Genomic DNA, 16,264 nt, shown 5'->3' with positions numbered 1-16,264 from the left:
CTATAGGCATCGATAAAATAGGACGAATCGGGCAATTTAAAGACGATTATCCAATCCTTGCTGATTTCATCGCGCGGCAGATGCGGTAAAATGAACAGTATGCCTGTTCACAGCCCATACGGTGTGCAGAATGAGAAAATGGGGGATGCCGGTGTCTAGCCACGACCCAGGGAATCATACGCGAACCTTCAGTCTTCGAACCCGTTTTTTGTTTGCTTTTATGCTGCTGCTCTGCATTGTGCTGGCGACGAGCAGCTTGTTCAACTATTACATCTCCATTCGTTCGATCAAGACGATGTCGGCGGAAAGCTCGACGCTGCTGCTCAACCAGATCGCTCGCCAGGTCGAGCAGAGCGTGGTGGATCTCGAGGACTTGACGTTCCAGGAATATGAACGGGCCAATTTTTGCAGCGTGATGGTGCAGCAGCAGGGAGAAGGCGTCGGCAACGTGTTCATGGCCCAGGCGATCAAGCAGTTTTTGTATCGCATGGTCTACGCCTACAATATCTTCCCGTATGCGATGATCGAGGGGCTCGACGGCACCGTCTACCGTCAGATGCGCTTGTCCTCGACCGTCAATCCGGCGCTGGATGCGTACCAGCTCACGCCGGAGCGGCGCACGGAGCTGATCGATCGGCGCGGCCAGACGGTCTGGAGTCCCGGCGACCAGAGGGTCGTGCTGATGCAGCGCGCCATGTACGATCCGAGTACGTCCGCGTATTGCGGCACGCTCGTCGTGGGTGTCGACACCGATTTTTTTCGCAGCATGTATCCCGGCAGCGCCCAGGCGGGGGAGATCATGTTCGCCAATCGCCGCGGCGAGCTGCTGATCTACGGTGGTCCGGAGGCAGCGCAGCTGTACGAGGAGGCGGGGCAGGGCGCCGCGGCCGAGCTCACGCACGGCAGCAAGCGCTATATCGTCACCGATTACGAGACGTCCGACGGGCGCTGGCGGCTGCTCAATGCGGTGCCGCTGGACCAATTGACGAGATGGATCAAGGAGCTGCGGTACTGGGCGGTGGTGATTTTTGCGGTCGCCCTTGCGGCGGCCTTCGTCCATGCGGACATCCTCTCGCGCTACATCACCAAGCGGCTCAATCGGCTCGTGCGCAGCATGAAGAATCTGTCGCTGGGGGTGCTCGATACGGTCATGCCGTCCGATTCGCGCGACGAGATCGGCGTCATCGCCGAGCGTTTCAATATCATGGCCGTCAAGATCCAGGAGCTGATCTATACCGCCAGCCAGGAGAAGCTGCAGAAGGAGCGCGCCGAATACAAGCGTCTCGAGTCGGAGTACGTGGCCCTGCAGGCCCAGATGAATCCGCACTTCCTCTACAACACGCTCGAGTCGATCCACGGACTGGCGCGGCTGCGCGGGGAGAAGGAGATCGGCCAGATGATCTATCTGCTCGGCCGGCTCATGCGCAGCAGTCTCGGGCGCAAGCAGAAGTTCATCCCGCTCGAAGAGGAGATCCAACTGATTCGGGATTACCTGACCTTGCAGAGTATTACCTACGAGGATCGCCTCCAGGTCGAATACGAGATCGAGGAGCGCGCGCTGCAGTGGACGGTGCCCAAGCTCATCCTGCAGCCGATCCTCGAGAATGCGATCGTGCACGGCATCGAGGAGAAGCCGGGCGTCGGGCATATTGCGATCCGCTGCCGCGAGGAGGGCGCAGACCTGGTGATGGAGGTCGAGGACAACGGGGTCGGCATGTCGGAGGCGCAAGTCGCCGCGCTGCTCGCCGGGGACGAGCCGGAGCCGTCAGGGCGCACGCGGGTCGGGGTGCGCAGCGTACACATGCGCATCCAGCTGTTATTCGGCGAGCGCTACGGGATCGACGTGCGCAGCCGCTTGAACGAAGGGACGCGAATCCGCATTCGCATGCCCAAAGCAAAGGGGGAACTCAGCATTGGCAGCCAAAGTCATCGTCATTGACGACAAGCCGTTCATTCGCCGTTCGCTGGTGGAGACGATCGATTGGGCGGCGCTGGATTGCGAGATGGCCGGCAGCGCGGCCGACGGCATCGCCGGGCAGCGTCTGATTGAGGAATTGCGGCCGGATCTGATCATCACCGATATTCGCATGCCGGGGCTGGACGGCCTGCAGTTGGCGGAATTTGCAGCGGAGCTGCTGCCGAGCTGCCGCATCATCGTCATCACCGGCTACGAGGAATTCGATTATGCCCGCAGATGCCTGCGCCTGGGGGTCGCGGAATATATCCTCAAGCCGATCGATCACGAAGAGGTTGAGGCGGCTGTCACCAAGGCAGTGCGCGAGCTGGCGGCGGAGCAGCGCAAGCAGCGGGAGGACGAATGGCTGCTGCCATCGGCGCGCAAGCAGTATATTTCCGATGTACTGACCGGACGCGTCAGCGTGCCGGATTCGCTGGAGCGCTTCGGGATGCACCGATTGGAAGCCAGCCGCTATGCGCTGCTTATCGTCGGCGACGGTGCGGCGACGCCGTGGGAGAGCGTCGAGGCGCCGGAGGGTCTCGCGCGATTGAACGAGGCGATCTACGCGCTGTTGCAGCCTTGGCAGGAGGAGGACGATCCGGAGCTGTTCCGCATCGACCTGCTGAATCAGACGGTATTTGTGTTCATGTATCGCAATTTGCGGCAGCAGTCGGATATTCGAACGCATATGGATAGCTTGGCCCATGCCCTCGACCGCCTGCTGGACGAAGCGCCTTATCACGGCTTCTATTACGCATGGAGCGAGCCGGTGCGGCAGCTTGACCAGCTGCGTCTGCAATTTCTGGAGACCGGCCGGCGTCTGCGGCTGCGGTTTTTCGAGGCGGCCGAGCCGCTCGATGCCGATCATGTCAAGCTGTCGATCCTGCATGAGCTGGAGCAATTCCAGACGCAGCTGGCTGCGGGCACGCAGGCGGAGCTCGAGGAGCGGGTCGGCGCCGTGCTGGCGCGGATCGCCGCCTACGCCCGCGGCAATGTCTCGGTCGCCAAGGGGCTGATCGGCGAGCTGAGTCTGACGATCGTGCGCCATTATTACAAAAAAACAAACTCCGACGCCGCCTTCGGACAGAGCGTCGACGAAATTCTGAACCGGGTGCAGCGACTCGGCGACATGGCGCAGGCCGAGTCGTATCTGCGCGAGCTGCTGGCCGCCTGCCACGAGCAGCTCGACGCCGGCCGGCCGGCGTACAGCTCGCTGGTCAAGGAGGTGCTGCATTATATCGAGGCGCATTATGCGGAGGACTTGGGACTCAAGGTCATCGCCGAACGGTTCCAGATCAGCTCCGGCCACCTGAGCCGGATCCTGCGCAAGGAGACGGGCTCCGGCTTCGTCGACATCGTCACGCGGACAAGGCTGGAGGCGGCCAAGCGCCTGCTTCGCGACCCGGCCCGCCGCATCTACGAGGTGAGCGAGCTGACGGGTTTCAAGAATTACATTTATTTTTACCAGGTATTCAAAAAATACGAGCATCTTTCCCCGCAGGAATATAAAAATAACCACGGCTAATCAAAATAACATATAAAATGATCAAATATTCAAATGGTAACCGTTTTCAATTCCTGATTAAATAAACATATAGTGAATCACGAATCAGGAAAGGGGGAATGTGGGTGCGAAGCAATGAAACTGCCGCCATGCAAACGCAGCCACTGCCCAAGGTGTCACGCCGCAAGGCGGCGCAAAAGGAATGGAAACGAAACTACGACCTCTATCTGCTGCTTATTCCCGGCATTGTGTTCTTCCTCATTTTTCGTTACATCCCAATGGGCGGCTATATTATCGCCTTCAAAGATTACAACATCTTTCAGGGGCTGTGGGCCAGCGAATGGGCCGGGTTGCAGTACTTCAAGGAAATGGTCGAGCTGCCGAACTTCTGGCCGATCATCCGCAACACGCTGCTGCTGAATCTGTGGTCGCTCCTATTCGGCTTCCCGGCGCCGATCATCCTGGCGCTTATGCTCAACGAGCTGCGGGCGCGCTATTTCAAGCGGTTCACGCAGTCGCTGCTCTATGTACCGCATTTCATGTCCTGGATCATTCTCGGCGGCATCGTCTACAATGTGCTCTCGCCCGAGAATGGCGTCGTCAATCATTTGCTGCGCGCCGTTGGGCTTAGCGACATTTATTTCATGATCGACGATTTCTGGTGGACGGCTTCTTATGTCTTCTCGGGCATCTGGCAGAGCGCCGGCTGGGGTACGATCTTGTATCTGGCCGCGATGACCGCGATTGATCCCGCGCTGTACGAATCCGCGGAGATGGACGGCGCGGGGCGCTTCAACAAGATGTGGTTTATTACAATTCCCGGCATCGCGCCGACGATTCTGATCCTGCTGATCATCAACATCGGCAACCTGACCACGATCGGCTTCGAGCACATTTTTGCGTTGCAAAATCCGATCGTACTCGATATTTCCCAGGTAATATCGACATTTATTTACTCTTACGGCATCGTGCAAGGCAACTATAGCATCACCACGGCAGTCGATACGGTGCAGTCGCTGGTCAACCTTGTACTCATTCTGGGCGCCAACTATACGGTACGCCGGGCAGGGGGGCAGGGACTATGGTAGACAAGCGCAGTGGAGACAACAACAGCTTAGTCAACAACAGTGTGAAGCGCAGAAAGCCGATTCGCTACCAGGATGTACTGTTCAATATTTTCAATTACGGCTTCATCATCTTCTTCACCTTTCTGTGCGTGTTTCCGTTCCTGAATCAGTTCGCCACTGCGTTTAGCGGCGAGTATGCGATTCAGACCGGGCAGGTCTTCATCTGGCCGGTGGACTTCCAGCTTGATGCGATTAAGGCGGTACTGATCGACAGCGTTATTTTCCGGGCGCTGCTCGTCACGATCTTCCTGGCGGTCGTCGGCACGATGCTCAATGTCATCTTCACGGTCATCACGGCGTATCCGCTGTCGCGTCGGGACTTGAAATGGAAGGTGCCGGTGATCAACTTCATCCTGATCACGATGCTGTTCTCCGGCGGCATGATCCCGTCCTTCTTGCTCGTCAAGGAGATGGGGCTGCTCAATACGGTCTGGGCGCTCATCGTCCCGGGCCTGGTCAACGCCTTCTACGTGTTCATCATGATGTCGTTCTTCCGGTCCATGCCGGACGAGATTCGGGAATCGGCGACTGTCGACGGCTGCAGCAATCTGAAGTATATTCTCAAGTTCGTGCTGCCGCTCTCCAAGGCGTCGCTGGCGACCATTGGCTTGTTCTATGCGGTCATGCACTGGAACAGCTATTTCGCCGCAGTACTCTATATCGACAATCCCGATCTGTATCCGCTGCAGGTCAAGCTGCGCAATATATTGCTGCTGTCGCAGATGGATACATCCATGGAGACGCTCCAGCAGGAGCTCGGACTCGAGCTGATTCAAGAATCGCTCAAGGCCGCAACCATCGTTTATTCTACCGTTCCGATCTTGCTGGTGTACCCTTGGCTGCAAAAATATTTTGTCAAAGGGGTCATGATCGGTTCGGTTAAAGGATAATGCAATCATTACTTTAGGGGGTAACGGGGTATGATGAAAAAAGCAGGACAAGTCATGGGCATCTTGCTGCTCGTGCTGGCAATTGTGGGCTGTTCGGCCAATGGCGGAAACAGTGGCAACAATAGCGGGGCAAGCGGAAACAATGGCGGTAACGAAGAGCCGGCGGAGATGGAAACGGTCCGCGTCTCCATCTGGGATCGCGGGACGGCGCCGGAAGGCCAGCAAATCACCGACACGCTCATGTCGCGCTGGATCAATGAGCAAGTCGCCGAGCTGGGCATCCAGATCGAGTTCGTGCCGCTGCCGCGCTCCGAGGAGTCGGCCAAGCTGAGCGCGTGGATGGCTTCGGGGACGGCGCCGGACGTCGTGCTGACGTATGACGCCAATACATTCCTCAAATTCGCTTCGCAAGGCGGACTGGCGCCGCTCGACGAGTCGATCGAGGCGTATGGCCAGGACCTGATGGAGAACAACAAGGAAGCCATGGAAGCGGCCGGTACGTATGAAGATACGCGCTATGCCGTGATGGCCAAAAAGCCGAACACGACGGGTCCGACGATGAGCATTCGTCAAGATTGGCTGGATGAGGTCGGCATGGATGTGCCGACGACGGTCGACGAGCTGTACGAGGTGCTCAAGGCGTTCAAGGAGCAGGATCCGGGCGACGTAGGCGCGGACAAAGTCATTCCGTACTCGATTCCGGCGTTCGGCCAATCGATGAAGGGCTTCATGTACGGCGTGGGCTTCGGACTGGGCATGAAAATGGACGGTCCCGGCACGCAGATCTACCTGCCGACCGGCAACATCAAGGATGGAGAGTTCCATTCCGGAATCGTCACCGAAGAAGGACGCGCTCTGTTCGAAACGATGAACCGCTTCTATAAAGAAGGACTTCTTCCGAAGGAATTCATCACCGACGTCAACTCGCAAAACCATAGCGAAAATCTGCTCGCCGGTCGTGTCGGCTTCGTCGATTCCAACGAACCTGCCTACAACCTGGATAAGCAGATGCGCGAAAAAATGCCGGATGTGGATTGGGTAACGGTCGAACCGTTCGTCGCGCCGGACGGCTCGCAAATGATCACGGCCGGCTATCCGTTTGGCATGTTCATCATGGTGCCGAAGACGAGCGCGGACAAAACCGACGCCGTCATCAAGTACCTGAACTGGATGTCCGATCCGGACGTCATGGTCACGCTGATGGACGGGTTCGAAGGCGAGCAATACACGATGGAAGACGGCTTGCGTCTGGTCATCGATCCGGACAAAAAGAAAAACGAAATCAGCTGGTATTCCTCCGACCTGGCGATCATGAGCCTCGGGCTGCCATGGTATCCGTCGGACACGGCTCTGATTCAGTACGAGACCGAAGGCGAATGGTTCGCTACCAAGGTCGTCGAGTATCGGGAAATCGTAACGGAATATGCGGAGTTCCAGCCGCTGCTCACCAATGAGCGCCCGTTCGGCGAGAAGAACACAAGCTCTCTGGATGCGATGCTGTATGAGGAGCTGTCCAAAATCATCATTGCCGACGATTTCGACACCGCGTATGAAGCGATGCTGAAGCGTTGGGAGCAAATGGGCGGACCGACGTACGACGAAGAAGTCACAGCCGGTCTGAAAGAAATCGGCTGGATCGAGTAATGACGAATCGCAAGCAGGATATCTGCATGCATGGCGGGGACGACTACGACCGGTTTCACGGGGCGGTCGTCCCTCCGATCTATCAAAGTTCGCTCTACACGCGCAAAACGAAAAACCACGGCTATACGTATTCGCGGGTTGCGAATCCGACCGTAGAAGTGGCAGAGCGCAAGCTGGCGCTGCTCGAGGAGGGGGAGGCGGCGCTCGCCTTCTCCTCCGGCATGGCCGCGATCACGGCGGGCATCCTGCACTACGCCAAGCAAGGCGCGCACATCGTGACGCTGCGCAGCGTATACACGCCGGCCAGGCTGTTCCTGGAGGACTACTTGCCGCGCTTCGGCATCGAGACGACGCTCGTATCGGGCGAGCGCATCGAGGACTTCGAGGCCGCCATCCGCGACAACACGAGCCTGGTCTACCTCGAGTCGCCGGTGTCCAATGTCTTCAGCCTGCAGGACCTGGGCGCGATCGCCGAGCTGGCGCGCAGCAAAGGGATTGCCACGATGGTGGACAATACGTATGCTACACCGCTCTATCAGAATCCGCTGCGGCTGGGCATCGATGCGGTCGTGCATTCCGCGTCCAAGTACCTGGGCGGGCACAGCGACCTGATCGGCGGCGTCCTGATCGGCTCCGCCGCGCTATGCGAGCAGATGAAGCATGCCGAGCGCGGCATGCTCGGCGCGGTCATGGATCCGCAGACGGCGGCCTTGCTCACGCGCGGCCTGCGGACGCTGCCGGTGCGGATGGCCCAGCACGCGGCCAATGCGGCCGAGGTCGCGCAATTCCTCGCCTCGCATCCGGCTGTGGAGCGGGTCTACTACCCGGGACTGGCGGACCATCCGCAGTCCGAGCTGGTCCGGCGGCAGATGTCCGGCAGCTCGGGCCTGATGAGCTTTATTCCAAAGGCGGACGAGGAGCGGATCAAGGAGCTGCCGAAGGCGCTGGAGGTCTTCGAGATCGGCCCGAGCTGGGGCGGCTTCGAGAGCCTGATGAATTTCCCTGGGGTGGGCCTGCCGGAAGAGGCGCTCACACACACGGGGATTCCGAGGGGACTGGTGCGCATCTCGGTCGGACTGGAGAGCGCGGCGGCCATCATGGAGGACCTGGATCGCGGCTTGCGCCGTATCGCCCGGACGTGATGGACGCGTGATGAGCGCGTGATGGCTGGATACAAGCGGGACCAGTACTTGAAGCCTGCATACGTATCGGCCTTCACCGAACTAGAGGAACGTGCGGCGAGGCGCGCATTCGGTACTGCGGCGTGCGTCTGCACCCGCGCTCAGCCGTGTGCTTGCGACATTGTGAACAAGAGGAGGACTTGCCCATGCTACGATCTGCCGGCATTGCCGAGATACAATCTACTGTCACTGCCGAAGATCGGCGCAGTGGCGCTGCTTCCTCTCGCATGCTCTGGACCTATCCCGGCGCTGCTCGCCAACGCAAGGACGAGCACCCGCGTCAGCAGCAGCAGTCGGACCAGACGGCGCACAGCGCGTGCGAGATGCAGCGAATTGCCAAACGGCTGCAGCGCTACATCGCCGGGCACTGCTGCCGCGCGCTGGATATGACCGAGCTCGCCGAGCGCGAGCACCTGTCGCGTTCGCACATGTTCAAGATTTTCAAGAAATACAACGGCTGTACGCCGTACCACTATCTGATGGAGCAGCGCATCGGACTGGCCAAGCGGCTGCTGCGGCGCTCCGAGGAGAGCGTTGCCCAGATCGGCATGCGCATCGGCTTCAACGATCCGTCGCATTTCAATCGCTCCTTCAAGGAGGCCACGGGGATGACGCCGGGGGCTTATCAGTCGGCCGTGCAATGCGGCGCTGCAGGAGAGTCGGGCTCGCCGCGGCGGCGGCATCGTCACGCCTGATCCGCCGCGTGTGTCAGCGCCAAGGGCGGAGGTGCCAATGCGAAAGTCGGCGGCCATGCATGTGCTTTTCCCTCCGTACGCAGCTCCTAGCGCGGGGGCCGGCGGCATGACGACGGTCGGACGGCCACCTTGAGCAAGGCCCAATGCGCGAAACAGTCTCATGCGCGAAGCAGTACCACGCCGAAACGAAATCGCCTTTGGACCTGCGGCAACAGTTTGTTGACGTGGGTTTGAAGGCGATTTTGCTTGCTCAGAAGCAGGATCAACGAATCTAGCGGTTGCCACAGCGGCTATTCGGCCTAAAACAGCATCGATTAAATTGTAACGGTTACCACAGTGCTTATTTCTGTGAAATCGATCAAAAAAGCATGATTTGGAACAAATAAGCGCTGTGGCAACCATTAGGTTCGAAATCAATTAAAATTGGACGAAATAAGCGCGATAATAACCGTTAGCTCAGAGCGTGTCCCATCAGTCCATGGGATTGCGGGGGTTTGGACAAACAAATGGAGCGCGTTTCATCGGGGCCTGACATGTGAGGCTTTTGAAGGTTTCGGACAATCGGAGCGGCTTGCTTATTTCAACGTTCATGTCTAATTTTGTAATAGGTATTGTATTATTTTGGAGAACGCCCTATAATAGGGGCATACAATTTGCGACAAGTGGGAAGCACCCGCACAGGCAGATCTGCCTTGCTGTGGGTGTTTTTGTTTGTCATGTTCAGGATGAACTGGGCGAAGGTGGGAGGATTATGAGGATTTATGTCGAAATGGAAAGGGAGAGCGTCTTAAGGACTAATTAGTCAAGGTTGATTGCGACCTTGGAATTAGGGATGGGGGGATATAATGGCCATGCAAAAAGGGACTTCGAAATCATGGATGAGGAAAACATCGACAGGCGAGGGGAGCAGGACGCTCCAAGAACAAGCTGAGGAGGAACGCATGCAGGATGGAAGAGAGCAACGGCATCTCACGGTGCTGCCGGGAAATAAACAAGCACAGACATTAAGAGGATCTGTAGGACCAGGCAGCGGGGCTCGGGAGGGGAGGCATAGCCAGAATGGACAGTCGACACGTCCCTATGGCTACTGGAATCCGGTAGCTCCGGCCAATCGTTCACGGCAGGCGATGACGAATTGGGCGCAGCGCTACAAGGTCCGGATGGGACTTGGCGCAGGATTGGAGATCGGGCAAGGAAACTCGCGGTATGGGCAGCCGGGCGGGGTGCCGAGCTGGCTCTTGGATCCCGGGAAGCGCAAGCAGAAAACGGATACGCCGGATAACGAAGATCGATCATAAACATCGTCAAAGAAGATCTAAACCGAATCAAGGTGAAGCGGCTGGGGCCAATCTTTGGTCGCGACGCAAGTTACTTTCGAGAATGTAGAGTCCGTTAATAAGCGTGAAGCTTATCAATACTGAACATTTAAAAAATGCACCGTGCCGCCAATCGGCGGCATGGTGCTTTGCCTTGAAGGGTAGAAGGGAACCGGAACGACCACAGGCGTACAATCAAAACAAGTAAAGGGGAAGATGAAATCATGAAAAAAATCATCCTGTTGACCGTTGGTGCATTTCTTACGGGGCTGGCGCTGGCTTATGCGGCTTTTGCCGAGGAGGCGAGGCTGCAATTTAGCGATGTGACAGGCCATTGGGGGGAGAGTGGCATCATGGGAGCGGTCGGTAAAGGATACGTCCAGGGCTATCCAGACGGCACCTTCCGGCCAGATCGCAAGGTGTCGTATGCCGAGTTTTTGAAAATGACCGTGGACGCGCTTGGAATGCAAACGAATGAGGCAGCAGGTGGAAAATGGTACGCGCCGTATGTCGAGGCTGCAACGAGGGCGAAAATCTACAAAACGAGCGACTTCGAGGACGCTTCTTGGGACGCGCCGATTCCGCGCAAGGATATGGCCATGCTTGCTGGCCGGGCTGTAGGGGCTGAAATGTATTCGCAATTTGCGTATCAGGAAACAGCCGAGGAATATTTGTACGTCGCTGCGAATCTCGGCCTAGTCAAGGGCATGGGCGCTGGCAAGGCTGCGCCGGAGGGGGAGACGACGCGGGCGCAGGCGGTGACGATCATTGAGCGCATGCTGAAGGTGAAGGACGGCCAGACGCTCGAGCCAGCCGACAGGAACACGCGGATGGACGCGGAGCTGGCGTGGCATCGCACGAACATGTACACGGCCTTGGAGAACGAATTGCATTTTGACCGCATCGGCACGCAGTTCGGCCGCAATGGCTATGTGATGGAGACGAAGGACGGATTGTATAAAGGCGAGATGCTGAACCTGTACGTCATCGACCTGGAAGACCCGAACGATCCGTACCGGCATGTGGTGAAGGATATTGATTCTTTGATTTGGATGCGTAGTAAATACTACGGGATGCACCCGATTAAAGATTTCCCTGAAAGCTATTTGCTCTATTTCTCGACAAAGATTCACTACAACAAAGATACCTCTAAATATGCGGATACAGGACAACGTCAAAAAATTGGCACGGTTGGCTTTGGCACTACTGACATCAATGCATTTATAGAAGGTGATTTGAACGGATTATCCGCTGTGTATACAAAAACCGGTGAGCATTTGCCAGGAGCCAGCACGTTCATTCTCCCTAAAGCTCGCTTTGACAATGAAGATTCTATTGCAATAGATTTGATTTCACCGGGATCTAGCAATGCGACTCACAAAACGTTAACCTTATTCACGCAAAGTTAAAGGGGAGGCCCGGACTTGCAAAAATTTATGAAAAACAGCGGTTCATATATACTCATATTTGTCCTTCTGATTACAGCATTTCCGTTATCTCCTACGTCACAAGCGATTGCTGCAAATATCACAGAAACCATTCCAGTCAGTTTCGGCGATCTGGAGGACAAGCTTTATCGCAGTAGTGGGGCAATGTACGGCCCGAACGAAACGATGCAGTCGAGTACGATATCCCTAGATGCCGGCGAGGGAAAGGTCATCGAGAAGCTGGCATGGTATATCGGATCAGAAGAAATGATCGAAGTTACCGCTGCAATCGGAAAACAAACATGGTCAGGCAGAAGTAAAATAACAGGAACTCCTTTGGATGTAAAATCTGAAGACAACAATGGCGGATTTGGGGGATGGTATACCTGGGATCGCTATGGCTTGGGCAGCAAAGGAGACGGACGCAGATGGTACTCCAGCGTACAACCTAACGGTTGCGCGGAAGGGCCGTCGGACCCCGACAAAGATAACGTTCCGATGTGGCCCGGTTGTAGTTATGATGAGTTGATCAGCGTATTAACCCGGAATAAGCCCTACAAACTTGATGGGGCCGATACTGCAATGACGATTCCATCTTATGCTGTCTCCAAGAACGAATTGCAAGCAGAAAATGTTTTTGCTGACTTTGAAACAGAAGTGGAAATGACTGAACTCGAAAAAAAAGGATACACCGACAATAGTACCCGCTACCACGACTTCGAAGTCGTCGATACCGACACGATCCATATCTACTACGGTCAAGACTTTATAAATGACGAATACAATCAACCTTGGTCCAATCCATGGGCGCAAATGAACATCTATTTCGCCAAGTTCAAAGCAGATTTCGTATCCAAGACGTATCAATTTCCCGGCACGCTCAAGGTAACCTACGGCCCGGCCGGAGGGAAGCTCATTACCCGGCATTATACCACGACAGGGCAGAGCCTGGCCGCCGTCTTTCCGGACGACGTGAGGGATATGGAGGTCGGCCAGTCGTATTCGACGACACCGCCCTCCAATCCCACTTACACGTACGAAGGCTACAAGAAAACCACCACCGGCACGCCGCCAAGCGGCGGGGCGATCCAAACGAGCGATCCGCCAACCTTTACGTACGACGGTTCCTACGGTATCTATTATCTCTACCTGTATTATAAGCCCGTCGTGCCGGAGAGCAGTGGCGAGTTGAACATCCGACACATGGTCCGGACCGGCTCCAGCGGTCCGTTCACGCTTGCGGACGAGGAATTCCAAATCGTGCCCTTGCCATATAGCCAAACATTGAACGGAAAGGCAGCGTATGGCGACCTGATTGGCTCCAACGTGTACTACACCGGCTACGGCAGCGCCTATACCGGCCACGATTCGGTACCGGTCAGCATGACAACGTCTCAAAAGAAGGCGTACGTTTCATTCTACTATGAAGCCAGCGATAACGAGCCGGGCACATTCAGCGGTGACTTCGAAGTGGTCCCGGGGACGATCGACTACCAAGATCCGTTCGCACTCGTGCCCAAAGATTTTGAAATGAACGGGTGTACCTATCAATCCCATCGTTACCGCATTGTACATGTCGCGTCCGGCACGACCAGCACAATCAATGCGACGGGCATGACCACGTCATCGTCATTCGTGTACGATACATACCCCAGTGCGATCAAGACCGGCTCGCATCAGGTGTTTCTCAAGATTTTTACGGATTGCGGCGAATCGGAATGGATCGGACCGAAGCCACTGGAGGTAGAAGTGGCGGCGGACAATCGACCGCCGGTGTTCCAGATCGCCTTCGTCGATCCGCAGCACCCGACTGTACCCGTGTACTCGGCCCAGGAAGGCACCCGGCTGAATCTGGTCGTGATCGAGGACCCGTCGGTGCCGACGCCGTACGATCCGGAAGGGCACAAGACCATTTTCCGCGGCTTCGACTTCACCGAGAGCACGGACTGGGCCAAGACGATTCCCCAGCAGGGGTATTCCGACATCCTGATGTCGCAGTTCGGCATGCATGCCAACATTAAAGGCACGATGTGCGACGAGCTCGGTGCCTGCGCGGAAGCGACAACGTACATTCGCGTCATTCCACCGAATCCGGTGCCGGTCATCGACGGGCCGGAGCGTGTCGTCGAGGGGCGCCCGTACGAAGGTGAATTCGATAGCTCGCGCAGCTACAGCCCCGTTGGCCGCAGCATCAACCATAGCCGAGACGAGTGGACGAATGTGCGCGAGATTTATCCGAATCCAGGCCAAGAAATCATCACGCTGCATGTATACGATTCCATCGGCTTGAAATCGGTCGAGCCCGACGAATACGAGCTGACCGTGCTGGAGGATCTGCCGCCCGAGGTAGAGCTGATCGGCTCGCGCACGGCGGTGCGTAATACGCCGTTCACGTATAGCGTGGAGGCCAGCAGTCCGGATGGGGATGAGATCGTCAGCCGGACGGTGAAGCGGCGTTACGACGCAGCCAACGACGGCTCCTTCACCAATGATTCGCCGCTGAGCATCAGCGTCAACGGCTTGTACAAGTTCACCGAGACGTTTACGCGCGTAGGGAAGTACCAATACGAAGTGTGCGCGGAGGAGGACTGGGGCAAGCGGGCCTGCACGGTGGAGATCGTCGACGTCGTCAATGACGCGCCGTTTGTGACGTTCGATATCCAGTCTACCGTGCAAGAGCCGGTGGCCATACCTAAAATCTCGATTTCCAACGAGAAGTTTTTACTTTCCACGTGGAAGAACACCGACATTGCCAGTGAAAGCAGACGAAAGGATTGGATGATTAATCCGGCAACAGGGTACCTTGGCCACGTGCCGACAGAAGGTGAAATCTACCTTAGCCCTGCCGTGCTGCCGCCATTCAGCAGCACTAGAACGATTTCACTTCCCTTGACGTATTGGGATACGAGCACATTTCGTGAATATACGTATGAGCACCATTATCTGAATGAGGATTGGATGCTCAGTAATGCGAAAAACGATAACAGCGATCATTTTGTTGTTGCCTTTTCCAGCTCAGGTACGAAGCAAGGGAATGGAAGAGAGGATCGGGTCATCTTTAAAATCGATCGTATCCATGAGATCGTGGTCCTCGCCCATCCCTACTCGGACCAATATGAGTGGTATACATTCGATTCGATTGTAAATCCGTCGGGCACACCGTTTCACCGCTCAACGTTGCCGCCGCCGATCCAGATTGGGCAGGGCAAAACTGCACGTACTGGTAACATCACACATGCTGGATACCAGGATTTTGTTGTTGCGCATATCCCGGATGTGAACCAGCATACGAGCAGCGATAATCGGTATACCATAAGCGGGTACACGTGGCAGAACGACGAGACGCCTGTCAGCAGCTGGTCATCCGATGATGAAGAAGACAATGATTTACGGATTACGAGGATGCTGAGAGAAGGGAAGAAATTTGAGAATGACGCCAAAGGAAAGTGGTACATCTATGGTTTTGATTACGGGCAGTGGCCCAAGAGAGCTGCACTGAATCAGTTTAATCCATTTACCAAGCAGTTTTCTTTGATCCGGCTCGACGATCATGTCAAAAATGCAGACGATGCCGCCGAAGATATTTTCGTTTCGCCGGACGGCAAGACGGGAATCTTGCATGAATACGATTACGGCGGAGAAGTGATCGACATGCGCAATGGCGAGAGAATTCAACGTTTGAGCGAGTTGGGAGTCGGCTACTCGAAAAGCTCAAAAAAATTATCGGCTGACTATGTGTTTATCCAAACAGACAACTTGCTCAAGTGGGGAAACGGCGAGGTGACCCGCACCTCATTGCCCGGTGCTACCGAACTCACCAACGATCAATACATGTACCAGTGGGGCGCGAATCAAACGCTCCAGGCGGTTGAGCTGGCCACCGGCAACACGATAAATATCGGGAGCTACGCGGGCAGCACAAGATCGGAAGCACTGCTTGACGACGGATCGCTTGTAGTGCGGGAAAATACCGACAGCACATCCCGGCTCTATGTATACAAAAGCGCGCCGAAGGAATCGTCCACCGTTCCGCTGCTCACACAGCAGCAGCTGCGCGGCGGTCCAAGCCTGGACAACATCGAATTGCGCTTCCGGATGCGGCTCAATCAGGTCGGCTCCAGCAAGCTATACTCCGGCTTCTCGTACAAGATGCAGGACAACCGCAACATGTACCGCGTCGAGATGAATCGCGACACGCTGCGGCTGGTGAAGGTCAGCAATGGGAAGCGGACCGTGCTGAAAAGCATTGCATTGGCTACCCCTGCCAGCACGTTCGCAGATATTCGCATCCATGTGCTCGATGATCGGCATCGTGTCTACGTGAACGGCGCGCCGCTGATCGACATCACGGACAGCACCTTCTCCGGCGGCAAGTTCGGGCCGTACTCGGAAATCCAACGGACGGAATTCGACCGGGTCTTGTATGCGGATCTGGCCGTGCTGAGCAACGAGCTGCGCCTGACGAATGTGGCGCTGGTGGATACCGACGTCGAGTACCAGACGACGAGCGAGGACGCGGAGAA

10 protein-coding genes are annotated in these 16,264 nt (G+C 56.3%); all 10 read left to right on the top strand.

The features are described from left to right. The first annotated feature begins 145 nt into the window (after positions 1-145). On the top strand, positions 146-1,939 hold the full coding sequence (locus tag IDH44_RS17810; RefSeq protein WP_190920035.1) for a sensor histidine kinase: 1,794 nt from the start codon (positions 146-148) through the stop codon (positions 1,937-1,939). After that, a complete protein-coding gene (locus tag IDH44_RS17805; RefSeq protein WP_190920034.1) occupies positions 1,914-3,482 on the top strand; it encodes a response regulator in 1,569 nt (522 codons plus the stop codon). The genes IDH44_RS17810 and IDH44_RS17805 overlap by 26 nt, the downstream gene beginning before the upstream one ends. Positions 3,483-3,586: 104 nt before the next feature. Continuing rightward, complete coding sequence (locus tag IDH44_RS17800; protein ID WP_317890205.1) at positions 3,587-4,549, top strand: ABC transporter permease; 963 nt, start codon at positions 3,587-3,589, stop codon at positions 4,547-4,549. Continuing rightward, the gene (locus tag IDH44_RS17795; protein ID WP_190920033.1) at positions 4,543-5,478 is read left to right on the top strand and encodes a carbohydrate ABC transporter permease; all 936 of its coding nucleotides are present in this window, start codon (positions 4,543-4,545) and stop codon (positions 5,476-5,478) included. Before IDH44_RS17800 ends, IDH44_RS17795 begins: the two co-directional genes overlap by 7 nt. Before the next feature lie 30 nt (positions 5,479-5,508). Then, the gene (locus IDH44_RS17790; protein WP_190920032.1) at positions 5,509-7,122 is read left to right on the top strand and encodes an extracellular solute-binding protein; all 1,614 of its coding nucleotides are present in this window, start codon (positions 5,509-5,511) and stop codon (positions 7,120-7,122) included. Further along, positions 7,122-8,264, top strand: a complete 1,143-nt coding sequence (locus IDH44_RS17785; protein WP_190920031.1) for a trans-sulfuration enzyme family protein — start codon at positions 7,122-7,124, stop codon at positions 8,262-8,264. Before IDH44_RS17790 ends, IDH44_RS17785 begins: the two co-directional genes overlap by 1 nt. A 185-nt stretch (positions 8,265-8,449) precedes the next feature. After that, the gene (locus IDH44_RS17780; RefSeq protein ID WP_190920030.1) at positions 8,450-8,998 is read left to right on the top strand and encodes a helix-turn-helix transcriptional regulator; all 549 of its coding nucleotides are present in this window, start codon (positions 8,450-8,452) and stop codon (positions 8,996-8,998) included. 941 nt (positions 8,999-9,939) lie between these two features. Beyond that, positions 9,940-10,296 carry a hypothetical protein gene (locus IDH44_RS17775; RefSeq protein WP_190920029.1) on the top strand — a complete coding sequence of 119 codons (357 nt, stop codon included), beginning with the start codon at positions 9,940-9,942 and terminating at the stop codon, positions 10,294-10,296. 242 nt (positions 10,297-10,538) lie between these two features. Beyond that, positions 10,539-11,723 carry an S-layer homology domain-containing protein gene (locus tag IDH44_RS17770; RefSeq protein WP_190920027.1) on the top strand — a complete coding sequence of 395 codons (1,185 nt, stop codon included), beginning with the start codon at positions 10,539-10,541 and terminating at the stop codon, positions 11,721-11,723. A 15-nt stretch (positions 11,724-11,738) separates the two neighbouring features. Further along, positions 11,739-16,264: hypothetical protein (locus IDH44_RS17765; protein ID WP_190920025.1), on the top strand; the 4,526-nt coding region annotated here is incomplete at its 3' end.

This window comes from Paenibacillus sabuli (assembly GCF_014705605.1).
GTDB classification, from domain to species: domain Bacteria; phylum Bacillota; class Bacilli; order Paenibacillales; family Paenibacillaceae; genus Paenibacillus_D; species Paenibacillus_D sabuli.
Note: the sequence above shows the minus strand (reverse complement) of the source record. Positions and strands in the feature narration are given on the sequence as shown.